At 66.8% G+C, this 21107-nt stretch carries 19 protein-coding genes; 7 read left to right on the top strand and 12 right to left on the bottom strand.

Annotated features, from left to right (window positions below; genetic code table 11):
- Positions 1 to 16 precede the first annotated feature (16 nt).
- The 6 genes from BRO63_RS00640 to BRO63_RS00615 form a co-directional block, all read right to left on the bottom strand.
- Positions 17 to 736 carry an ABC transporter ATP-binding protein gene (locus BRO63_RS00640; protein WP_088138061.1) on the bottom strand — a complete coding sequence of 240 codons (720 nt, stop codon included), beginning with the start codon at positions 734 to 736 and terminating at the stop codon, positions 17 to 19.
- A complete protein-coding gene (locus BRO63_RS00635; protein ID WP_088138060.1) occupies positions 729 to 1493 on the bottom strand; it encodes an ABC transporter ATP-binding protein in 765 nt (254 codons plus the stop codon). Before BRO63_RS00635 ends, BRO63_RS00640 begins: the two co-directional genes overlap by 8 nt.
- Entirely contained in the window at positions 1490 to 2488 is a 999-nt protein-coding gene (locus BRO63_RS00630) for a branched-chain amino acid ABC transporter permease (RefSeq protein WP_088138059.1), read from the bottom strand. Before BRO63_RS00630 ends, BRO63_RS00635 begins: the two co-directional genes overlap by 4 nt.
- Positions 2485 to 3387 carry a branched-chain amino acid ABC transporter permease gene (locus BRO63_RS00625; RefSeq protein WP_088138058.1) on the bottom strand — a complete coding sequence of 301 codons (903 nt, stop codon included), beginning with the start codon at positions 3385 to 3387 and terminating at the stop codon, positions 2485 to 2487. The genes BRO63_RS00630 and BRO63_RS00625 overlap by 4 nt, the downstream gene beginning before the upstream one ends.
- A gap of 67 nt (positions 3388 to 3454) precedes the next feature.
- Entirely contained in the window at positions 3455 to 4669 is a 1215-nt protein-coding gene (locus BRO63_RS00620; RefSeq protein ID WP_088138057.1) for an ABC transporter substrate-binding protein, read from the bottom strand.
- Between the two features lie 82 nt (positions 4670 to 4751).
- Positions 4752 to 5546 carry an SDR family NAD(P)-dependent oxidoreductase gene (locus BRO63_RS00615; protein WP_088138056.1) on the bottom strand — a complete coding sequence of 265 codons (795 nt, stop codon included), beginning with the start codon at positions 5544 to 5546 and terminating at the stop codon, positions 4752 to 4754.
- A gap of 204 nt (positions 5547 to 5750) precedes the next feature.
- On the opposite strand from BRO63_RS00615, the gene BRO63_RS00610 reads away from it, so the two are divergent.
- Complete coding sequence (locus tag BRO63_RS00610; protein WP_088138055.1) at positions 5751 to 6428, top strand: GntR family transcriptional regulator; 678 nt, start codon at positions 5751 to 5753, stop codon at positions 6426 to 6428.
- A gap of 20 nt (positions 6429 to 6448) precedes the next feature.
- Here BRO63_RS00610 and BRO63_RS00605 read toward each other — a convergent pair whose 3' ends face one another.
- Together BRO63_RS00605 and BRO63_RS00600 are read right to left on the bottom strand one after the other, a co-directional pair.
- Entirely contained in the window at positions 6449 to 7102 is a 654-nt protein-coding gene (locus tag BRO63_RS00605; RefSeq protein WP_088138171.1) for a carbonic anhydrase, read from the bottom strand.
- Between the two features lie 197 nt (positions 7103 to 7299).
- Complete coding sequence (locus tag BRO63_RS00600) at positions 7300 to 7638, bottom strand: FxLYD domain-containing protein (protein WP_088138170.1); 339 nt, start codon at positions 7636 to 7638, stop codon at positions 7300 to 7302.
- Positions 7639 to 8003: 365 nt separating this feature from the next.
- Here BRO63_RS00600 and BRO63_RS00595 point away from each other — a divergent pair, with 365 nt between their 5' ends.
- The gene (locus BRO63_RS00595; RefSeq protein ID WP_088138054.1) at positions 8004 to 8339 is read left to right on the top strand and encodes a PsiF family protein; all 336 of its coding nucleotides are present in this window, start codon (positions 8004 to 8006) and stop codon (positions 8337 to 8339) included.
- An 81-nt stretch (positions 8340 to 8420) separates the two neighbouring features.
- Here the strand turns inward: BRO63_RS00595 and iaaH are convergent, their stop codons facing one another.
- Both iaaH and BRO63_RS00585 read right to left on the bottom strand, forming a co-directional pair.
- The gene (iaaH, locus tag BRO63_RS00590) at positions 8421 to 9896 is read right to left on the bottom strand and encodes an indoleacetamide hydrolase (RefSeq protein ID WP_088138053.1); all 1476 of its coding nucleotides are present in this window, start codon (positions 9894 to 9896) and stop codon (positions 8421 to 8423) included.
- Positions 9897 to 9989: 93 nt separating this feature from the next.
- Complete coding sequence (locus BRO63_RS00585) at positions 9990 to 10760, bottom strand: class I SAM-dependent methyltransferase (protein ID WP_088138052.1); 771 nt, start codon at positions 10758 to 10760, stop codon at positions 9990 to 9992.
- A 116-nt stretch (positions 10761 to 10876) separates the two neighbouring features.
- On the opposite strand from BRO63_RS00585, the gene BRO63_RS00580 reads away from it, so the two are divergent.
- Entirely contained in the window at positions 10877 to 11695 is an 819-nt protein-coding gene (locus BRO63_RS00580; RefSeq protein ID WP_088138051.1) for a helix-turn-helix transcriptional regulator, read from the top strand.
- 23 nt (positions 11696 to 11718) lie between these two features.
- On the opposite strand, the gene BRO63_RS00575 is transcribed toward BRO63_RS00580, so the two are convergent.
- Entirely contained in the window at positions 11719 to 12396 is a 678-nt protein-coding gene (locus BRO63_RS00575; protein WP_088138050.1) for a GntR family transcriptional regulator, read from the bottom strand.
- 162 nt (positions 12397 to 12558) lie between these two features.
- Between BRO63_RS00575 and BRO63_RS00570 the strand changes: the two genes are divergently transcribed.
- Genes BRO63_RS00570 through BRO63_RS00560 form a run of 3 tightly spaced genes read left to right on the top strand, consistent with a single transcriptional unit; the run spans position 12559 to position 16038 of the window.
- The gene (locus BRO63_RS00570) at positions 12559 to 14286 is read left to right on the top strand and encodes an acetolactate synthase catalytic subunit (protein ID WP_088138049.1); all 1728 of its coding nucleotides are present in this window, start codon (positions 12559 to 12561) and stop codon (positions 14284 to 14286) included.
- Positions 14283 to 15038: a 3-oxoacyl-ACP reductase gene (locus BRO63_RS00565; RefSeq protein WP_088138048.1), complete on the top strand. Its 756-nt coding sequence runs from the start codon at positions 14283 to 14285 to the stop codon at positions 15036 to 15038. Before BRO63_RS00570 ends, BRO63_RS00565 begins: the two co-directional genes overlap by 4 nt.
- A gap of 40 nt (positions 15039 to 15078) precedes the next feature.
- A complete protein-coding gene (locus BRO63_RS00560) occupies positions 15079 to 16038 on the top strand; it encodes a tripartite tricarboxylate transporter substrate binding protein (protein ID WP_088138047.1) in 960 nt (319 codons plus the stop codon).
- Between the two features lie 20 nt (positions 16039 to 16058).
- On the opposite strand, the gene mutY is transcribed toward BRO63_RS00560, so the two are convergent.
- Positions 16059 to 17129: an A/G-specific adenine glycosylase gene (gene mutY, locus BRO63_RS00555; protein WP_179215007.1), complete on the bottom strand. Its 1071-nt coding sequence runs from the start codon at positions 17127 to 17129 to the stop codon at positions 16059 to 16061.
- A 167-nt stretch (positions 17130 to 17296) separates the two neighbouring features.
- On the opposite strand from mutY, the gene BRO63_RS00550 reads away from it, so the two are divergent.
- A complete protein-coding gene (locus tag BRO63_RS00550; RefSeq protein ID WP_088138045.1) occupies positions 17297 to 20905 on the top strand; it encodes an indolepyruvate ferredoxin oxidoreductase family protein in 3609 nt (1202 codons plus the stop codon).
- Positions 20906 to 21107 lie beyond the last annotated feature (202 nt).

The raw sequence follows: 21107 nt of genomic DNA, 5'->3' as shown, positions 1-21107 counted from the left end.
CGGTCCTTGCGGCGCGCTAGGCGCCCAGATAGGCGCGCTGCACGCCTTCGTCGCTGGCGAGCGCGGCGGACTCGCCTTCCAGCGCGATCTCGCCGTTTTCCAGGATGTACGCGTAGCTGGACACCGACAGCGCCAGCTTCACGTTCTGCTCCACCAGCAGGATGGTGATGCCTTGCTCGCGGTTCAGCCGCAGCACGATGTCGAAGATCTGTTCGACCACCAGCGGCGACAGGCCCATGGACGGTTCGTCCAGCAGGATCATGCGCGGGCGCGCCATCATGGCGCGGCCCGTGGCCAGCATCTGCTGTTCGCCGCCGGACAGCGTCGCGGCTTTTTGTTCGTAGCGTTCGCGCAGACGCGGGAAGGTGTCGCACACCATCTCCAGGTCCTGCCGCACCGCGCCGCGGTCGGTGCGCAGATAGGCGCCCATCTCCAGGTTCTCGCGCACGCTCATGTCGCGGAAGATTTCGCGGCCCTCCGGCACTTGCACGATGCCGCGCCCGACGATGGCGTCCGCCGCCAGGCGGTGTATGGGCTCGCCCGCGAAGCGCACGCCGCCCGCGGTGGGCGCCACCAGGCGCGAGATCACGTTGAGCGTGGTGGACTTGCCCGCGCCGTTGGCGCCCAGCAGCGCCACGATGGCGCCCTGCGGCACCTTCAGCGATACGTCCTGCAGGGCGCGGATATTGCCGTAGGCGGCCGAGACCGCATCGACTTCAAGCAGATATTCAGCCACCGGCCGCTCCCTTGCCCAGATAGGCTTCGATCACCCGCGGGTTGCTGCGCACCTCGGCGGGCGTGCCCTCGGCGATCTTCTCGCCGAAGGACATGACGGTGATGCGATGCGAGATCGACATCACCAGCTGCATGACGTGCTCCACCAGCAGCACCGTGATGCCGTCGCGCTCGCAGAGTTCGGTCAGCAGGCGGTCCAGCGTTTCGATTTCGCGGTTGCGCAGGCCGGCCGCGGGCTCGTCCAGCAACAGCAGCTTGGGCGATATGGCCAGGGCGCGCGCCAGTTCCAGCATCTTCTGGCGGCCGAAGTCCAGGCTGCACGCCGGCGTGTCTAGGAAGTCGGCCAGTCCGACGCGTTCCAGCAGGTGTTCGACCCGCTCGCGCGTCTGCGCGGTGGCCGGGCGCAGCCGCTTGCCGGCGCTGTCGGCGCCGTGGGCGTAGGTGCCCAGCAGGGCGTTTTCACGCACGCTCAGCGCGCCGAACAACTCCAGGTTCTGGAAGGTGCGGGCCACGCCCAGCGCCGCCATTTCGTGCGGCTTCTTGCGCGTGATGTCGGCGCCGTCGAACCGGATGCTGCCGCTGCTGGGACGGTAATAGCGCGAGATGCAGTTGAAGGTGGTGGACTTGCCCGCGCCGTTGGGGCCGATCAATGCATGGATGCGGCCGCGTTCGACCTGCATGGATAGGCCGTTGATGGCGGTCAGGCCGCCGAACTTCACGGTCAGGCCCTGCACGTCCAGATAGGGATGGCTGCTCATGCCGCGCTCCTTTGGGTCGGTTTGGCCGCGGCCTGGCGCGAGGCAGGGGGCAGGGGAGCGGCGGGCGCCGGAGCCCGCCTGCGCGCGCCGCGGCCCGCAAACAGGCCCTTGGGCGCGAACATCATGAAGCCCATGAGGATGACGCCGTAGATGATTTCCTGGAACGACAGCGCCTGGCGCAGCAGCTCGGAGATCAAGCCGAAGGCCAGGGCGCCCGCGATGGCGCCGCGCACCGAGCCGATGCCGCCGACCACCACCATCGTCAGGATCAGGATGGTGGTCTGGAAGCCCAGGCTTTCCGGATGGATGAATGACGCGAAGGTCGTGTACATGCCGCCGGCGACGCCGGCATAGGCGGCGGACAGCGTGAAGGCCGTGCGCTTGATGGCGTTGACGTTCACGCCCATGGCCTGGGCCGCCACGTCGCTTTCCCGCACCGCGCGGAAGGCCGATCCCAGCTGCGAGCGCGACAGCGCAATGGTGGCCCACAGCAGCAGCGCGGCGATCAGCACCACGAAGGGATAGGCCTTTGCGTCCGACACCAGTTCGTAGCCGAACAACGTGGCCGGCGAGATCCGGAAGCCGTTCGAGCCGTTGGTGACCGATTGCCAGTTCAGGAACACCCACTGCATCGCTTCGCCGAAGGCGAAGGTGGACAGCGCCAGATAGATGTCGCGCATGCGCAGCGCCAGCGCGCCGATCACATAGCCCAGCGCGGCGGCCAGCAGCCCGCCCGCGATGATGGAAATGAAGAAGGGCGGATGCCACAGGTTGTTGATGAGGCCGGCGGTGTAGATGCCCACGCCGTAGAAGGCGGCGTGCGACAGCGCGAACTGCCCGGTTTCGCCGATGACCAGGTGCAGGCCCAGCGCCAGCACCACGAACACCATCAGCAGGTTCACCACATAGATGACATAGCCGCTGGCCGCGAAGGGCAGGATCGCCAGCACCACGGCCATCAGCGCCAGCAGCGCATGGTCGATTTTCTTGCTCATACTTTCTTCACCTGCAGTTTGCCGCCCAGGAGCCCTTGCGGACGCAGCAGCAGCACGACCATGATGGCCACGAAAGGCGCGACCACGATGGCATTGGTCGAAATGAACAGTCCCACCAGGTTCTCGGCCACGCCGATCACGAAGCCGCCCACCACCGCGCCGGGCAGGCTGGTGATGCCGCCCACGATGGCCGCGGCATAGGCCAGGATGGCGATGTGGCCGATGTCGGGCGTGATCAGGATCTTGGGCGTGATGAGCAGCGCCGCGACCGCCGATATCAGGCCGGCCAGCGCCCACACCAGCATGCGGATGCGGGTCAGGTTCACGCCCACCAGCCGGGCGGCCTTGGGATTCATGCCCACCGCGCGCATGGCGCGCCCGACCCGGGTGTAGCTGAACATGCAAAAGAGCAGCAGCATCACCACTACTGCGACCGCGAAGATCACCAGGTCCAGCTGGGTCAGCACCGCGTCGCCGATGACGATGGCGTCGGTCGAGGCCAGCGGCGGCAGCGAACGCGGCGTGTCGCCCAGGCCGGTCTGGCGCACCAGGCCCTTGAGCGCATAGGCCAGGCCCAGCGTGGCGATCACCATCTGCACGCCCACGCCCTTGGAGGCGATGACGCGTTCCATGACGACGCGCTGGAACAGGCCGGACAGGACCGCCACGGCGGCTAGCGTAATGGGAATGACGACGAGATACGGCCAGCCCATCACCAGCGTGAGGAACAGGGCGATGTAGCCGCCGACCATGAAGATTTCGCCCTGGGCGAAATTGGGCACGTCGGTGGTCTTGAAAATGATCACTACGGCGACCGCCAGCAGCGCGTACACGCTGCCCGTCACCAGTCCCGACAGCACCCCCTGCTGCAGGAACAGCCAGATATCGGCAAAGCTCATGATGTTCTCCGGCAGCCCGCACGCTGCTGCGCCAGCGCGCGGGCCAGGCCCATGGCGGGCCGCTGGTTTACTTCTGGTACTGCCAGACGCTCTTGAAGGCGCCGGGCACGAGCGACATGTTGGTGCCGTCGAACTTGATGTAGATGGCGGACTCCTGGGCTGCGCGGTCGTTCGGGCCGAACTCGATCGGACCGGCCATGACGCCGGAGTCGAACTTCATGGTTTCCAGCGCTTGCAGCACTTTTTCGCGGGTGGGCTGGGGACCGGCGGCCTTGAGCGCGTTGACCACCGCCATCGCCGGCGGCAGGCCATAAGGCATGTAGGTCTGCGGGTGGCCCGGCTTGGCGGCCAGGTCGGGGTAGGCCTGCTTGTACATGTCGTAGATCCAGGTCAGCTTGGCGCCGCCGGGCACGTCGGACAGCACTTCCTGGATGTAGACGTTCTTGAAGGCGTCCTTGTTGCCCACGTTCTCCACCAGCTGCTTCAGGTCTGCCGTGCCGTTCACCGCCAGCACGATGGGCTTGTTCCAGCCCAGCTCCTGCGCCTTCTTGATGATGAGCGCGGCGGGGCGGGCATAGGTGGTCAGCAGCAGCACGTCGGCATTGGCCGCGCGGATCTTCAGCATGGGCGCGGTGACGTCGGTGATGTTCGGGTTCACCGACTGGACTTGCAGCGTGGCGTCGCCCAGCTGCTTGATCTGGGCCTGCGCGGCCTCCAGGTTCCAGCCGCCGTAGGCGTCGTCATGGTTGATGTAGCCGATCTTCTTGGCCTTGAGCTGTTCGGCGGCGAACTGCACCATCGAGCCGCCCACCGCGTGCTGGGAGATGGAGAAGGCGCCATAGATGTACTTGGAGGGCGGATAGAGCGCGCCGTCGCCCGAGGCGTTGAGCATGACCAGCGGCACCTTTTCGCGCTCGATGTATTCGCGCGAGGCCACTACCGCGGCGGAGCAGGAGCCCCCGTTCAGCAGGAACACCTTGTCCTGCTCGTTCAGCTTCTTCACCGCGGCGACCAGGTCATTGGCGTTGCAGCGGTCGTCCTCGATCACCAGCTCGATCTGGCGGCCGTGCACGCCGCCTTCCTTGTTGACCTTGGCGTACCACATCTTGGCGGCGTTCAGCACGTCAAAGCCATACGCCATGCCGCTGCCGGACAAGGGCGCGAAGAGGCCGATCTTGATGGTCTTGTCGGTGATGCCCGGCTCCTGCTGCGCCTGCGCGCCCGTGCTCAGCGCCCATGCGCATAGCGCGGCGGCGGCTGCGTAGCGACTGCTTTTCTTCATCTTTGTCTCCCGTTTTCTTTGGTGCGCGCCTTTGTTTGTGGATGGCGCTTTGCTGCGTTGCCGGCCTGGCCGCCGGAATGCCTTACTGCATGCGGTAGCCGCCGTTGACGTCGATGACGCTGCCGGTGATGTAGCCGGCTTCCTCGGATGCCAGGAAGCGCACGGCGGCGGCCACCTCGTCCGCGGTGCCGATGCGGCCCAGCGGAATGGCTTGCGCGGCGGCAGCCAGCGCGCCGCTGCTGGTGACGGTGCTGCGCAGCATGTCGGTGTCGATGAGGCCCGGCGCGATGCCGTTGACCGTGACGCCCAGGTGGGCGGATTCGCGTGCCATGGCCTTGGTCAGGCCCAGCACCGCGGACTTGGCAGCGATGTACGAGGCGCTGGAGCGGTAGCCGCCCAGCTGCGCCGCGACAGAGGTGAACGTGACGATGCGGCCGTGCGCCAGCGGTGCGGCCTCGCGCCGGCGCAGGTAGGCGCGGCCGCACAGGAACACGCCGCGGGCGTTGACGGCGAAGCTGCGTTCCCAGATGTCCAGCGAGGTGTCCTTGATGAGCGGACGTTCGCCGTCTTCCTGGAACAGCAGCAGCCCAGCGGCGCTGACGAGCACGGCGATGGGGCCGTGCCGTGCTTCGATCTGCTCGAACGCGTTCTCGACCGAGCTCTCGTCGCTGACGTCGAAGGCATGCGAGGCGTGCGGCGCACCCAGCTCGTCGGCCACGCGGCGGGCGCGCCCGGCGTCGACGTCCGAGACCACGACGCGGAATCCGGCGCTGGCCAGTTCATGGCAGACGCGGGCGCCTATGCCGCCGCCGCCGCCCGTGACGAGCGCAAGGCGGGGAGCCGGACCCGTGCCGGCCGGCGTGGATACATTGGACATGCTGTCTCCTGGTAGCGTGCCGTCCGCCTAGGGTGGGACATGGCCGCTGGTTTGAATTTTTTGCGATTATGTATACATGGATGAGTGGCAGGTATAGGGGCTTACCCGGAGTTCTGCTTGATTTACATCGTGTTTTACGGAGATGTTCCGAAATTCAACGATGCATCTGGCACCCTATGTATTCTTCATGTATACAATGCGGCTATGGACACGCTATCTCAACACGTTACCGACACGCTGCGGGACTGGGTGCTGCACGGCAAGTTCAGCCCGGGCGCCCGCCTGGAAGAAATCCCGTTGGCGGAGAAGCTGGGGGTGTCGCGCACGCCGGTGCGCGCGGCGCTGGCGACGCTGGGCAACGAGGGCTTGCTGGAACATCTGCCCAAGCGCGGCTACACGGTGCGCGCTTATGACCTCGGCGAAATCGTGGCGGCCTATGAGGTGCGCGCGGCGCTGGAAGGGCTGGCCTGTCGCCAGGCAGCCCTGCGCGGGCTATCGAACGATGCCGTCGCGGTGCTGAAGAACTGCCTGGACGAAGGGGATAGGATCCTGGGCAAGGGCGTCTTGCTGGCCGAGGACCATCTGCCGTACCAGCAGGTGAACATCACGCTGCACAACGGCATCCTGGAAGCGGCGGGCAACCCCTGGGTGCGGCGCTTCGCGACGCAGGCGCAGGCCATCCCCTACGCCTCGGACCGGATCATCCTGTGGGAAGACCACGGGATCATCCTGCGATCGCATGACGACCATCACCGCATCGTCAGTGCGATCATCGCCCGCGACGGTGCGCGGGCCGAGGATCTGATGCGCGAACACGTGTATTACGCGGGCATCATCCTGAAGAACAACTACGAAAGGCTGGCGCAGGCGTACCGGGTGTAAGGCACGCCTGCGGTCCAGCCTCAGGCTGCGGCCGCGGGCGCATCGAGGCAGGGATTGAATTCGCCGGTGGCGGGGTCGCGCAGGTACAGCAGGCCGGTGGCCACGCCGAAGTAGGTGCCGTGCAATTCCAGCTCGCCCTTTTCCACGCGGCGGCGGATGGACGGGAAGGTCATCAGGTTGTTCAGGCTGTGCTCGACCACGGCCAGTTCCAGCCGCTTCAGGTTGGCCTGGCGGTCGCCGGTGCCGGGGCCCAGGCGTTCGGCCACGGGTTCGATCTGCGACATCCACTTGCCGATGAAATCGCCCTTGCTCAGGGGCTTGGCATCGTCGAAGAAGGAGCGGATGCCGCCGCAGGAAGCGTGGCCCAGCACCACGATGTGCTTGACGTTCAGGCCGTTGACCGCGAATTCGATCGCGGCGCTGGTGCCGTGGTACGAGGATTCCGAGTCGGGCTCACAGGGCGGGACCAGGTTCGCGACGTTGCGCACGACGAACATCTCGCCGGGGCCGGCGTCGAAGATGACTTCAGGCGACACGCGCGAATCGCAGCACCCGATGATCAGGATTTCCGGGTTTTGCCCCGATTCGGCCAGCTTTTGGTATCGGCTGCTTTCCGAAGGGAAACGGCCCCCCAGGAAAGATTGATAGCCTTCGGTGAGTCTTTTTGGAAACATGATCTTTTCTTCCTCGTAGCTGAAGCCAGGCGTGCTGGCGCGTCGGCGCACGCAACAAGGGGCTTCGTGTGGAAGCCCCTTTTATTGAGTCGACAAGCTGAATTTTCCCATACTTGACCTTGCGCCATGCTGTCTAAACCCTGAGGTAATCAGGGTTTTTTCTGGCTGGCGGGCGGTAATGGGCGCTTAGCGGGCGCCTAGCGGGCGTCGACGTCCAGCGCGGTGACGCGGGTGAATTGCAGCGGCGTGACGGCCCGGATCTGCTTGATCTGGCCGGGCGCCAGGGGGCCGACGACGTCGTCGCGCACCCGGCCGACCTCGCGGTTCTGCGCGTCGTACAGCACGAAGGTCAGCATGGCGCTGTTGATGTGCCGCGCCGATTGGTTGGATAGCAGCCCGGTGATGGCCGACACGTTCTGGTTGACGTCGCGCACGGCCTGGACGTTGCCCAGCGTGACGCCGTAGACCAGGCTCTGCGCGCCGGCGGCGCCGGACAGGCCGGCGAGCAGCGCGAACCAAGCAAGGGCAAGTCTCATCATGGTCTCCTGTGCAGCCGCGGAGTCGGGCGCCGTTTGGGCCCGCAGGGCGGTCATTGCCTCCTCTACGTCTGGGGGCATGCTTATCTCACACCTTTCCCGTCCTGTACACAACGGGGCAAAGGGATGAATGGGTAACAGGGTGCTTGGATTGGTCGCAAATTCGCCTGCGTGGATGGCGTGTCCAAGGGCGAAGACGCCCGCGGCTTCAGGGGCATGTAAGGCCTTGGCGATTCTTGACTTTCCATACTCTTGCGCAGGGTCCGGGATTGTTCGATCATGACCGGGCCGGCGATTGGGCCGGCGGATCGTGCGGCCCGCCTTTGCGACTGAATCCAGGCGCGCGGGCGCCAAGGGAGGAACCCATGCTTTCCCGTACCAGCCAGTTGGCCTCGGCCTTTCTGTTGACCGCTTGTTTCGCCGGCGCAGCCCTTGCCCAGACGCCCGCGGCTCCCGCCACCGCCAAGACGCCCACGCCGCAGCAGCAGCGCATGGCCGACTGCAACAAGTCCGCGGAAGGCAAGAAGGGCGACGACCGCAAGACCTATATGAGCAGCTGCCTGAAGGGCGAAACCGCCGCGCCCGCCAAGGAACTCACGCCGCAGCAGCAGAAGATGAAGGACTGCAACGCCAAGGCCACCTCGCAGCAACTGACCGGCGACAAGCGCAAGACCTTCATGAGCACCTGCCTGAAAGGCTAGTGCCGGCGCAGCGCGTCATCTCGCGAAAAAAATCGCCAGCCTGTGAAACCGGCTGGCGATTTTTTTGGCATGAAGCGCGGCTCAGCCGCCGGAACGTCCCGGCCCCTGCAAGCGCCCCAGCACGCTTTCCAGCGCCAGCCCGACCGCCAGCACTTCGCGGTCCGCGCCCGGCAAGCCGTCGACTTCCAATCCCACCGGCAGCCCGTCCGCGGACAGGCCTGCGGGCAGGCTCAGCCCCGGCAAGCCGGCATTGCTGCCGGGATCGACGTTGTGCGCCAGGCGGCCGAAGCTCTCGAAGCTGCTGGCCTCGGGCGTGGCCGCCATCGGCTGGATCGGAACGGTGGGAAACAGCAGGCCGTCCAGCGCATGGTCCTGGAATGCGCGGCGGTACACGCCGATGAGTTCGTCGCGGTGCGTCGCCATGGCGCGTTCATAAAGCGGCTGCAGCGGCAGCACTTCGCCCGTGGGTAGAGGCAGCACGCCAGGCACGATCAGGCCGTCGAAGATCCCTTTGACGTCCGGGCTGGAGATCTGCGCCACCACCTGTTCAAAACTGAGTCCGGTGCGGTAGCGGCTGAGATAGTCCGTCAGGTCGCTCTTCTGTTCGTACAGGCAGACCGGCATGCCGACCGCGGCGTTGCTGGCTTCCAACCCTGGCATGTCCAGCTCCACCAGTTGCACGCCGGCCGCGCGCAGCTTGGCCAGCGCGGCATCCATGACGGCCTGTACCTGCGGGTCCAGATCCTTCCAGAAGTAGTCGCACAGGCCCAGGCGCATGCCTGTAAGCGGCAGGGCGGACAAGGGCTGGCGGTCGCCCGTCAGCACCGCGTCCAGCAGCACGATGTCGTCCATGCTGTTGGCAATGGGTCCCGGCGTGTCGCGGGTATGCGAGATCGGCGTGATGCCCGCGCCGTCGTAACGGCCCACCGAAGGGCGAAAGCCCACCGCGCCGTTCACCGCCGCCGGCAGGCGTACCGAGGCGCCCGTGTCCGTGCCCAATGCGGCCGGCGTCAGGCGCGCGCCGACCGCCGCGCCGCTGCCCGAGGACGAGCCGCCGGCGATCAGGCGGGCGTCGTAGGCGTTGCGCGTGCCCTCGCCATGGGGGCCCGGGAAGGCGATGTTGTAGCCCGACACGCCGAACGCCAGTTCGTGCATATTGGTCTTGCCCACGATGACGGCGCCCGCTTCGCGCAGGCGGCGCACCACCGGCGCGTCCTCGGCCGGACGGAAATTCTTCAATGCAGGCGTGCCCGCCGTGTTGGGCAGGCCGGCGACGTGGATGTTGTCCTTGATGGCGATGGGTACGCCGGCCAGCGGCAGCGCGGCCTGGTCTTCCTGGCCACGGGCCGCGTCGCGGGCGCGGGCCTGGGCCAGCGCGCCCTCGCGGTCCACGGTGATGAAGGCGTTGAGATCCTCGCGGGCCGCGATGCGGTCCAGGCAGGCCTGGGTCAGCGCGAGGCTGGTGAGACCGCCCTGCCGGATCAGCGCAGCGGCCTCGGTGACGGTCAGGTTCGCCGCGGACGCGGCGGACAACGGCTGTTTGGACGTATCGGACATGGCGCTTCCTTACCTGTGCGGGATTCTGTCGAACCCGTACCTATACAGGGGGAAGCGGGCCCTGTCGAGCAGGTCCCGCCGCCGCTCCAGGAATCAGCCCGGCTTCCTCACCACGATGGTCGCCGTGTCGCTGGTGAAGGATGCATCGTCCTGCACCTCGAAGTGCGCGCGCACCACGTCCGGCGCGATGCCGAACATGTGGCGCAGCGCCGCCACCAGCGTGTCCGGGGTGCGCATGCGCGTAACCCAGGACTGGAACTCCAGCGGCAGGCGGCGCGGCGTCAGGCCCTGCAGCGTGAAGCCGGCCTCGGTCAGCATGCGGGTCCACTCGGCGACCGAGTAGTCGCGCACGTGCGAGGTGTCGCGCAGCACTTCGATGGTCTGCAGCCAGGTGTCCAAAAGCGGCTCGCCCGGCGACACCACGTCGGCGAACACGGCGATGCCGCCCGGCTTCAGGACGCGGAAGGCTTCGCGCAGGCCGCGTCCGGCGTCTTGCCAGTGGTGGGTGGAATAGCGCGACATCACCAGGTCGAACTCGCCGTCGGCGAAGGGCAGGTATTCCGCCTTGCCCTGCCGGGTGGCCAGATTGGCCAGTCCGCGCTTGGCGGCCTCGCCGGCGACCACGTCCAGCATCTGCTGCGACAGGTCGTAGGCGGTGACGTGTTTGACCTGCGGCGCCACGTGAAAGCTCACGTGGCCGCCGCCACAGCCCAGGTCCAGCAGCCGGGCTTCGGGGTGCTGCACGGCGATGCCGGCCATCTGCAGCAGGTCTTCGCCCTGGGCGTGTACGGCGCTGGTCAGATAGGCGGTCGCGCGCGGGCTGAATTGGCGGTCGACGGCGGCGTCATGGGTACTGGCGGTCATGGGAATCCTTGGGTGGCTGGGGCCGGTACGGGGGGCGGAAAGCGTTGGGAAGCGGCGGCCCAGGCGCTAAGATAGGCGGCTACCCATACACGTACAAGTCCATTGCTCATCCTGGTATGACTACTTCCCCCCAGACCGGCGCCGCTGGTCACGAAGGATCCCCCCTGCGCCGCCAGGCGCTGGGCGAATTCGTGCGCAGCGCCCGCTCCCGCATCACGCCCCAGATGGCCGGCCTGCCCGACGGCATGCGCCGCCGCACTCCCGGGCTGCGGCGCGAGGAAGTCGCCCAGCTTTGCGGCATCAGCGTCACCTGGTACACCTGGATCGAACAGGGGCGGGAAGTGTCGGTATCGCCTTCGGTCTGGTCGCGCATCGCGGGCGTGCTGCAACTGGCCCGCGCCGAACGCGCCTACCTGTTCGACCTGGCCGACTGTGCCGATCCGCAGCACGGCCGCGACGACGCCGGCGCGCCGGGACCGTTGCAGGAATGCGTGAACGCGGTCAACGCTCCGGCTTATGTGCTGGACCGGGCCTGGAACGTGCTGGCCTACAACGAGCCGCTGCGCGACCTGTTCGACAACTGGCCGGTGCGCGATGCCGAACCGAATCTGCTGCGCTACATCTTCCTGGACCCCGCCGCGCGCGAGCTGGTGGTGGACTGGGACCAGCGCGCCCGCCGCGTGGTGGCGGAGTTCCGCGCTGACGCGGGCGCGCACCTGGACGAGCCGGCCGTGCTGGCGCTCTTGGACAGCCTGAACCGGCAAAGCCCGGTGTTCGCCCACTGGTGGACGCGCCACGCGGTGGTGGAACGCGAAGGCGGCCTGCGCGAATTCCAGCATCCGGTCCGCGGCAAGCTGGCCTACCAGCAGATCACGTTCCGGCTGGCGACGCATCCGGATTTGAAGCTGGTGATGCTGTTGGGCGGGGGCGCGTAGCCTGTCAGCCAGTCAGGCCGCGTTTACTTCACCAGGCCGTTTGCCGTCAGATAGCGGATCAGGAATTCCCCGTGGCCTTCGATGTCGCGGCGAATTTCGCGCACCACGGCTTCCGTATCGCCAGTTTCCAGGCCCGCAATGATGCCCTCATGCGGATGCCCGTCAGGCAGGACCGGGAAGGGCGGGGTGTACAGATACGACAGATACGACGCCGTCTGCACCCACAGGTTTTCGATCATGAACAGTAGGTGAGGCATCTGCGCCGCGGCGTACAGCGCGAAGTGGAAATCGAAATTGCGCGCCAGCACGGGAGCCATGAGCTGCTGTTGGCGGCTTGCCATCAGGCTGGCGTGTATGCCCCGCAACTCGGCGATCAGCGCCGGCGTGGCGTGAGGGACCGCGCGGCGCGCCGCAAAGCATTCAAGTTCCAGGCGGATGCTGCGCAGCTCCTGCAGTTGCGCCACGGTCAGTTCGGGTACCTTGACCGACTTGCCGGGGCTGAGCGTCAGCGCCCGCTCCGAGACGAGCTGCAGCAGCGCTTCGCGCACGGGAGTCTGGCTGACGCCCAGGGTGTCGGTGATGGAGCGCAGGGTGATGGTGTCGCCGGGGCGCAACTCGCCCATCATGATCTTCTGCTTGATTTCACGATAAATGCGGGCGGTCATGTTTTCCCGCTGCATCGGCGCCAAATTGATCGTCATCCTGTGTTCCTGGTCGGCCGGGCCGCGAAGTTCTGTGCGAGGTCACCCGCGCAGCCCGATTCTACCGTCCCCGTTCAGCGGCTTTACATTTTATAAAAAATAAAATTATTGACCGTGGAGTTTCGTCTGGCCTATATTTTATAAAATATAAAAGGAGATGAAATGTCCGCGCTACACCCCCTGGCCGCGCCCGGCCTGACCCAACAAGGCACCGTGGCCCACTTGATTGCAAGGGCCCTGATCCGCCATGGCGTGACGCATGTATTCGGCCAAAGCCTGCCCAGCATGCTGCATTTGGCCTGCGAGGAATTGGGCCTGACCCAGGTCGCCTATCGCAGCGAGAATGCGGGCGGCTACATGGCCGACGCTTACGCCCGCATTACCGGCAAGCCCGCTATCGTCACGGCCCAGAACGGCCCGGCGGCCACCCTGCTGGTGCCACCGCTAGCCGAAGCGCTCAAAGTGTCGATTCCGGTGATTGCACTGGTGCAGGACGTCAATCGCGATCAGACCGACAAGAACGCCTTCCAGGAGTTCGACCATATCGGTTTGTTCTCGTCTTGCACCAAATGGGTACGCCGCGTGACCGAGGCGTCGCGGGTCGAGGACTACGTGGACCAGGCTTTTGCCATCGCCTGCTCGGGCCGGCCGGGTCCGGTCGCGCTGATGCTGCCGGCCGACTTGCTCAACGAAGCCGCGGCTGCCACGCAGCGCCAGGCGAACCTGGGCCGCTTCCCCTTGGATCGCAATGTCGCCGCCGATGAGGCGATCCAGGCCGCCGCCGACCTGCTGGCCGGGGCGCAGCGGCCGGTGGTCATCGCCGGCGGCGGCGTGCATGTTTCCGGCGCCTGCCAGGCCCTGGCCGCGTTGCAGGAATCCGCGCACTTGCCGGTGGGTACGACCGTGATGGGCAAGGGCGGCGTCGACGAGCGGCATCCGCTTTCCCTGGGCGTGGTCGGGTACTTCATGGGCCCTAACGGCGCCAGCCGCGACTTGCGTCCGTTGATCGCGGACGCCGACGTGGTGCTGCTGGTGGGTTCGCGCACCAACCAGAACGCCACCGACTCGTGGAAGCTCTATCCCAAGAACGCCCGCTACATCCATATCGATGTGGACGGCGCCGAGATCGGCCGCAACTACGAAGCCTTGCGCCTGGCAGGTGACGCGCGGGAAACCCTCCTGGCCTTGCAACGCGCGCTTGCCAGCCGCGATTTGTCGGCAGCGCAATCGCGCCGCGCAGGACTCGAGGCCGCCATTCAGGCGGGCCGCGCCTCTTCGTGGGAGGCGTCGCGCGCGGTCCGCCTGTCGGACCAGCAGCCGATCCGCCCCGAACGCCTGCTGGAGGAAATCCGGCAGGATGTGGACCAGGACACGATTGTGGTCGCGGATGCCAGCTATTCGTCGATCTGGATCGCCAACTACCTGACCTCGCTGGCGCCGGGCATGCGCTTCCTGACGCCGCGAGGCCTGGCCGGCTTGGGCTGGGGCTTTCCGATGGCGATGGGCGCCAAGGTGGCGCGGCCGGACGCGCATGTGGTCTGCGTGGTGGGCGACGGCGGCTTCGGCCACGTCTGGTCGGAGCTGGAAACCGCAAGGCGCATGGGCATCAAGGTGACGTTGGTGGTGATCAACAACGGCATCCTGGGCTTCCAGAAGCACGCCGAGAACGTGAAATTCGGCGCCCATACTTCCGCCGTGCATTTCCATCCCGTGGATCACGCCGCGGTCGCGCGGGCGGCAGGCTGCCTGGGCGTGCGCGTCGAGGCGCCGTCCGATCTGGCGGGCGCGCTGCGAGAGGCTCGCCGTGCGGAACTGACCACCTTGATCGAGGTCATGTGCGACGAAAACGCGTTTCCTCCCATCACCTTCTTCACGGCGGGGCAGGCATGAAAAAAGATCCGAGCAAAGTGGCGCTGGTGACAGGCGCGGGACGCGGCATCGGCCTGGAGGCCGCGCGTCAACTGCTAGCCAAGGACTACCGCGTCATCGCGGTCAGCCGCGAAGGCGTCGACCCGCAAAAATTGGGAGGCCCCTCCGCCCGGCTGCGCACCGAGCGCGCCGATGTCACGGACTACGCCGCCATGCAGGCGCTGCTTGATAGCGCGCGCGCGGCCTGGGGGCCGGTGTCGGTGCTGATGAACAACGCCGGCATTTCGCCCAAGCAGGCCAACGGCAATTCCTCGGGCATCCTGGACATCAGTACCGAGGAGTGGGAATCCGTGTTGCAGGTCAATCTCACGTCCATCCTGCGGCTGTGCCAGATGGTGCTGCCCGCCATGCGAGATCAGGAGTGGGGGCGCATCGTCAACGTATCCTCGCTGGCCGGCCGGGCCAAATCGCTGGTGGCGGGCGGCAGCTACATGGCGTCCAAGGCGGGCGTGCTGGGCCTGACCCGCGCGATCGCCGCGGAAATGGGGCCGCACGGTATCACCGCCAATGCGATCACGCCGGGGCGCATTCTGACCGAGATGGCGCAGCAGGCCGCGCCCTCGGTGAACGAGAGCTACGCGGCGCAGATCCCTGTGCGCCGCCTGGGCACTCCCGAGGAGGTGGCCGCAGCCATGGTTTTCCTGGCCGCGGAAGAGGCCGGATTCATCAACGGCGCCATCCTCGACATCAATGGCGGCTTCTACATGCCGTGAGCAGGCAGCCGCACGCACAAAAAACCAACAGGAGACAAGCATGAAAGGAGCAACATTGCTGGCGGCGGTTGCCGCCGCCGCTGCGCTGTGCGCGGCAGCGGCGCCGGCCCAGGCATGGCCGGACAAGGAAGTCACGCTGACCGTCAACTACGGGGCAGGCGGCAACACCGACGTCGCCAGCCGCGAGTTGGCGCGCGCGATGGAAGCGGACCTGGGCCGCTCTGTGGTGGTCTTCAACCGGCCTGGGGCGCTGGGCACCATCGGCCCGGCCTACGTGGCCAAGCAGCCGGCCGACGGCTACAACGTGGGCGTGGTGACGTTGTCGTCCATCGCCATCATGCCGCACCTGATGACGATTTCCTACGCTGCCCGCGATTTCGACTTCGTCGCGGCTTACGGCCGCTACCATTACGGCGTGGTGGTGCGGGCGGATTCCCCGTACAAGAGCGTTGCGGATCTGGTTGCGGCGGCCAAGCAAGGCCCGGGCATATTCTTCGGTGCGCCGTCCGCGCCAAACAATCTGGCCATGTTCGACCTGGGGCGGGTCACAGGCGCCAAGTTCGAGCAGGTGTCGTACAAGTCCGGTAGCGAGACCGTCTCGGCCCTATTGGGCAAACAGGTCGACGTCATCGTCCAGAACCCCTCGGACGTGACCAGCTACATCCAGTCGGGCCGCCTGCGCCTGCTGGCGTCCGCGAGCCCGATCCGCTGGCCCGAATTTCCCGACGTGCCCACCTTGAAAGAGGCCGGTTATGACGTCGAGATCGATTCCTGGCTGGGCCTCGCGGTGCCCAAGGGCACGCCAGAGTCCGTGCGGACGCGGCTGGAACAGTCGGCAAAAACGGCCGTCGCCTCCGACCGTCTGCAGCAGACCTATAAGCAGCTGGGCGTGGATCCAGTTTGGCTGTCCGGGCAGGACTACGCCAAGATGGTCGGCACCACCTACGAGCAGATGGGGCGGGCCATCAAGGCGGCGAACCTGCCGCGCATGACCAACTGAGTGGCCTGCGCTGCCGCTGCTCAAAGCTTGAACAAGCTGTCCTGCATGCCTGCGTCGACCAGTCCCTGCAGCAGCTTCTTCACCGGCGCCGGCAGCGCCACCGATGCCAGTTCATCCGCCGGCACCCAGCGCTCGGGTCTTGCGGACTCGCGCAGGCCGGCCCCGCGCACCGGCACCAGCCAGGGCCGGATGTGCAGGCGGTAGTGCGTGAAGGTGTGGGCGAAGGCGGCCAGCTCGAAGCGCTGTTCGGGCTCCAGCCCCAACGCGCGCGAGGCGCTGTCCGGGTCTTGCGATACATCGAATTCGGGCAGGCTCCACAGTCCGCCCCAGATGCCGGGTTCGGGCCGTTGCTGCAGCAGGAAGGCGCCTTCGTGCCGCAGGACCAGCATACAGGTCTCGCGTTCGGGGATCGCCTTGCGCGCTTTCGGCGTGGGCAGTTCGGCCTGGCGGCCTTCGCGCTTGGCCACGCAGCTTTCCGCGACGGGGCAGGACTCGCAGGCGGGCTTGCCGCGCGTGCATAGCGTGGCGCCCAGGTCCATCAGTCCCTGCGTGTAGGCGGCCATGTCCAGGCCGGGCGCGGCCTCGACCTGCGCATCCGCCAAGGCCCACAGCTTCTGTTCGACTTCGCGTTTGGTCGGATCGCCGGCGATGCCGAAGTGCCGCGTGAACACGCGCTTGACGTTGCCGTCCAGGATGGGCGAGCGCTCGCCGTAGGCGAAGGCGGCGATGGCCGCGGCGGTGGAGCGGCCGATGCCGGGCAGCGTGGCGATGGCTTCAGCCGTGGGCGGGAAGCGCCCGCCCCAGTCGCGCGCGATCTCTTGCGCGCAGCGGTGCAGGTTGCGCGCGCGGGCGTAGTAGCCCAGCCCGGCCCAGTAAGGCATCACGTCTTCCTGCGCCGCGGCGGCCAGCGCGGCCACGTCCGGGAAGCGCTGCAGGAAGCGCTCGTAGTACGGGATGACCGTCGCCACCTGCGTCTGCTGCAGCATGATCTCCGAGAGCCAGATGCGGTAAGGGTCCCGGGTGTTTTGCCAGGGAAGATCGTGGCGGCCGTGGCGGCGCTGCCAGTCGACGATACGAGGGGCGAAGTCCATGGCGGCAATTATCGCATCGCCCTATTGCCGGGGGTGGGGCGACCGGTTACAACCAGTGGAAACAGAAGCGCGCCAGCGCCCGCAATTCACGTCCCTTGCTCGCCCGCGTGCGCTTCAAGAGGGTGTCGCGTAAGCCGGCCGGGGTTCCTGGATCCCTTGGAGTAGACATGAACGCTCCTCTTACGCCTGCCTTGCGTGCCGCGCTCGAATCCGTCCAGCTGGACGACAAGTACACCCTGGAATCCGGGCGCGCCTGGATGAGCGGCATCCACGCCCTGGTCCGCCTGCCCATGATGCAGCGCGTGCGCGATGCGCGCGCCGGACTGAACACGGCGGGCTTCGTGTCCGGCTACCGCGGGTCTCCGCTGGGCGGCGTGGACCAGAACATGTGGAAGGCGGCCAAGTACCTGAAGGCCCACCACGTCGAGTTCCAGCCCGGCATCAACGAGGACCTGGCCGCCACCGCGGTGTGGGGCTCGCAGCAGGTCAACCTGTTCCCGGGCGCCAAGTATGACGGCGTGTTCGGCATGTGGTACGGCAAGGGGCCCGGCGTGGACCGCTGCGGCGACGTCTTCAAGCACGCCAATGCCGCCGGCACCTCGCGCCACGGCGGCGTGCTGGTGGTGGCCGGTGATGACCACCCCGCCAAGTCCTCGACCCTGCCGCACCAGAGCGACCACATCCTCAAGGCCTGCATGATTCCCGCGCTGTTTCCGTCCAGCGTGCAGGAAGTGCTGGACTACGGGCTGCATGGCTGGGCGATGAGCCGCTACGCGGGCGTCTGGGTGGGCATGAAGTGCATCACCGACATCGTCGAAGTCTCGGCGTCGGTGGACGTGGATCCGCACCGCGTGCAGATCCTGCTGCCGCAGGACTTCCAGCTGCCGGCCGACGGCCTGAACATCCGGCTGCCCGACACGCCGCTGCAGCAGGAGGCCCGCCTGCTGGACTACAAGCTCTATGCCGCGTTGGCCTATGCCCGCGCCAACCAGCTCAACCGCGAACTCTGGAAGGTGCCGCAGCGCGATGCGCGCTTCGGCATCATGACCTCGGGCAAGGCCTACCTGGACACGCGCCAGGCGCTGTCCGACCTGGGGCTGTCCGAGGCCGTATGCCAGCGCATCGGCCTGCGCCTGTTCAAGGTGGGCATGGTCTGGCCGCTGGAGTCCACCGGCATGCAGCGCTTCGCCGAGGGCCTGGACGAGATCCTGGTGGTCGAGGAAAAGCGCCAGGTGCTGGAGTACCAGCTGAAGGAGGAACTGTTCAGCTGGATCGGCAGCGGCAAGAAGATTCCGCGCGTGGTCGGCAAGTTCGACGACAAGGATGGCGGCGAATGGTCGGTGCCGCAAGGCAACTGGCTGCTGCCAGCGCACTACGAGTTCTCGCCCGCCATGGTCGCGCGCGCCATCGCCGCGCGCCTGCTGCGCTTCGAATTGCCCAAGGACGTGCGCGCCGGCATCGAGGCGCGCCTGGCCTTCATCAGCGGCCGCGAACAGGCGCTGGCGCGCCCGCGTGTGGTCGAAGAGCGCAAGCCCTGGTTCTGTTCGGGCTGTCCGCACAACACCTCGACCCGCCTGCCGGAAGGCTCGCGCGGGATGGCCGGCATAGGTTGCCATTACATGGTCAGGTGGATGGACCGCAGCACTGATGTCTACACGCAGATGGGCGGCGAGGGCGTGCCCTGGGTGGGGCAGGCGCCGTTCACCGAGGAAAAGCACGTGTTCGCCAACCTGGGCGACGGCACTTACTTCCATTCGGGCCTCCTGGCGATACGCGCGGCGGTGGCGGCCAAGGTGCCGATTACCTACAAGATCCTGTTCAACGATGCCGTGGCGATGACCGGCGGACAGCCGGTGGACGGCCCCTTGAGCGTGCCGATGATCAGCCGCCAGATGGAGGCCGAGGGCGTCAAGAAGATCATCGTGGTCACGGACGATCCCGAAAAGTACAAACGCATCGAAGGGCTGGCGCCGGGCGTGCCGGTCAGGCACCGCGACGAGCTGGACGCCGTGATGCGCGAACTGCGCGAGCATCCCGCGGTATCGGTGCTGATCTATGACCAGACCTGCGCCACCGAGAAGCGCCGCCGCCGCAAGCGCAACGCCTACCCCGATCCGGCCCGCCGCGTGCTCATCAACGAACGCGTGTGCGAAGGCTGCGGCGACTGTTCGCAGAAATCGCACTGCCTGTCGGTGGAACCCTTGGACACCGAGTTCGGCCGCAAGCGCACGATCAACCAGTCCAGCTGCAACAAGGATTTCTCCTGTCTGAAGGGCTTTTGCCCCAGCTTCGTGACGGTGGAAGGCGGCAAGCTCAAGAAGCCGGGCGCGCTGGCGCAGGACGGCGTCATCGACGACGATGTGCCGCATCCGGCCGCGCGCGAACTGCATCAGCCCTACGGCGTTTTCATCGTCGGCGTGGGCGGCACGGGCGTGGTCACCATCGGCCAGTTGCTGGGCATGGCGGCGCACCTGGAAGGCAAGGGCTGCTCGGTGCTGGACATGGCGGGTCTGGCGCAGAAGGGCGGCGCGGTGTATTCGCACGTGGTGCTGGCGCAAACGCCGGACCGCCTGCTGAACACGCGGGTCGCCATGGGCGAGGCCGACCTGCTGCTGGCCGGCGACCTGGTCGTGGCCACCAGCGCGGAATCCATGGCGCGGCTGAATCCGGACCGTTCGCGCGTCCTGCTCAACAGCGACACCGCGCCGACCGCGGCCTTCGTCAGCAATCCGGACTGGACGCTGCCGGGCGCCAACCTGACCGCCGACCTGGCGGCCGCTTGCGGCAAGGAGCACCTGGCCACCGTCGACGCCGTAGCGCTGGCCGTGGGCCTGCTGGGCGACGCGATCTATTCCAATCCGCTGATGATGGGCTATGCCTACCAGAAGGGCTGGATTCCGCTGTCGCAGGAGGCGCTCCTGCGCGCCATCGAACTGAACGGCCAGCAGGTGCAGAACAACCTCACTGCCTTCGCCTGGGGCCGCCGCGCCGCGCACGACCTGGCGGACGTGAAGCGCCTGATCGCCAACGGCGCGCCATCGCAGCCCGAGGGCATCATCGAACTCAAGCGCCCGCGCGCCGCCAGTCCGGTTCTGGAACTGAAGAAGCCCGCCGGTGAGCTGGAGCGATTGGTGGCGGTGCGCAAGACGTTCCTGACAGACTATCAGGACGCGGCCTACGCCAGGCAATACACGGAGCTGGTGGACAAGGTGGCGCGCGCCGAGCGCGAGGCCACCGGGACCAACCGCCTGGCGCTGGCGGTGGCGCGCTACTACTTCAAGCTGATGGCCTACAAGGACGAGTACGAGGTGGCGCGCCTGTACTCGGACGGCGAGTTCCTCAAGCGCGTGCAGGCGCAGTTCGAAGGCGACTGGAAGCTGCACTTCCATCTGGCGCCGCCGCTGTTTGCGCGCAAGGATAAGGACGGCCATCTGATCAAGCGCAGCTATGGGCCGGGGATGTTGCGGGTCTTCGGTTTGTTGGCGCGGATGCGGAAGTTGCGGGGATCAAGGCTGGACCTGTTCGGCTACACCGCCGAGCGCCGCGCCGAACGCGAACTGATCCGCGAGTACCGGGAGACCTTGAGCGCGATCCTGTCGAAACTGAATCGCGGGAATCTGGAGCGGGCAGTGGCGTTGGCGAGTTTGCCCGAGGAGATACGGGGGTATGGGCATGTGAAGGAGGCGGCGATGGCGAAGGTGGCTTTGCGGAGGGAGGAGTTGTTGAAGGGGTTTAGTGCGAGTGTGGTTTCTATTGGTGGGGCTCGGGTGGCTTGATGTTGCTGGCTATTGCGGTTGGTGCAGGTTCTTGAGGCGCCTGTCGCGTCGGCGGCCTGCGGGGCGCGGGGCAACGATTGCGGTCCGGAGCCTTCGCTCCGGACTACCCCTTCGTCATCTTCGTCCAGGCCTTCGGCCTTCCCTTCAGATTCCCTCGGGCTTATCGACGCCCCGCGCCCCGCAGGCCGCCGACGCGACAGGC

This window comes from Achromobacter xylosoxidans, assembly GCF_002192695.1.
Taxonomy (GTDB): domain Bacteria; phylum Pseudomonadota; class Gammaproteobacteria; order Burkholderiales; family Burkholderiaceae_B; genus Achromobacter; species Achromobacter xylosoxidans_C.
This window is presented reverse-complemented; position numbering and strand designations above follow the sequence as displayed.

Bases quoted from the DNA above. Each gene is read 5' to 3' on its own strand.
- BRO63_RS00635 (WP_088138060.1), bottom strand. From the start codon at position 1,493: ATGAGCAGCCATCCCTATCTGGACGTGCAGGGCCTGACCGTGAAGTTC.
- BRO63_RS00630 (WP_088138059.1), bottom strand. From the start codon at position 2,488: ATGAGCAAGAAAATCGACCATGCGCTGCTGGCGCTGATGGCCGTGGTG.
- BRO63_RS00625 (WP_088138058.1), bottom strand. From the start codon at position 3,387: ATGAGCTTTGCCGATATCTGGCTGTTCCTGCAGCAGGGGGTGCTGTCG.
- BRO63_RS00620 (WP_088138057.1), bottom strand. From the start codon at position 4,669: ATGAAGAAAAGCAGTCGCTACGCAGCCGCCGCCGCGCTATGCGCATGG.
- BRO63_RS00615 (WP_088138056.1), bottom strand. From the start codon at position 5,546: ATGTCCAATGTATCCACGCCGGCCGGCACGGGTCCGGCTCCCCGCCTT.
- BRO63_RS00610 (WP_088138055.1), top strand. From the start codon at position 5,751: ATGGACACGCTATCTCAACACGTTACCGACACGCTGCGGGACTGGGTG.
- BRO63_RS00605 (WP_088138171.1), bottom strand. From the start codon at position 7,102: ATGTTTCCAAAAAGACTCACCGAAGGCTATCAATCTTTCCTGGGGGGC.
- BRO63_RS00600 (WP_088138170.1), bottom strand. From the start codon at position 7,638: ATGAGACTTGCCCTTGCTTGGTTCGCGCTGCTCGCCGGCCTGTCCGGC.
- BRO63_RS00595 (WP_088138054.1), top strand. From the start codon at position 8,004: ATGCTTTCCCGTACCAGCCAGTTGGCCTCGGCCTTTCTGTTGACCGCT.
- iaaH (WP_088138053.1), bottom strand. From the start codon at position 9,896: ATGTCCGATACGTCCAAACAGCCGTTGTCCGCCGCGTCCGCGGCGAAC.
- BRO63_RS00585 (WP_088138052.1), bottom strand. From the start codon at position 10,760: ATGACCGCCAGTACCCATGACGCCGCCGTCGACCGCCAATTCAGCCCG.
- BRO63_RS00580 (WP_088138051.1), top strand. From the start codon at position 10,877: ATGACTACTTCCCCCCAGACCGGCGCCGCTGGTCACGAAGGATCCCCC.
- BRO63_RS00575 (WP_088138050.1), bottom strand. From the start codon at position 12,396: ATGACGATCAATTTGGCGCCGATGCAGCGGGAAAACATGACCGCCCGC.
- BRO63_RS00570 (WP_088138049.1), top strand. From the start codon at position 12,559: ATGTCCGCGCTACACCCCCTGGCCGCGCCCGGCCTGACCCAACAAGGC.
- BRO63_RS00565 (WP_088138048.1), top strand. From the start codon at position 14,283: ATGAAAAAAGATCCGAGCAAAGTGGCGCTGGTGACAGGCGCGGGACGC.
- BRO63_RS00560 (WP_088138047.1), top strand. From the start codon at position 15,079: ATGAAAGGAGCAACATTGCTGGCGGCGGTTGCCGCCGCCGCTGCGCTG.
- mutY (WP_179215007.1), bottom strand. From the start codon at position 17,129: ATGGACTTCGCCCCTCGTATCGTCGACTGGCAGCGCCGCCACGGCCGC.
- BRO63_RS00550 (WP_088138045.1), top strand. From the start codon at position 17,297: ATGAACGCTCCTCTTACGCCTGCCTTGCGTGCCGCGCTCGAATCCGTC.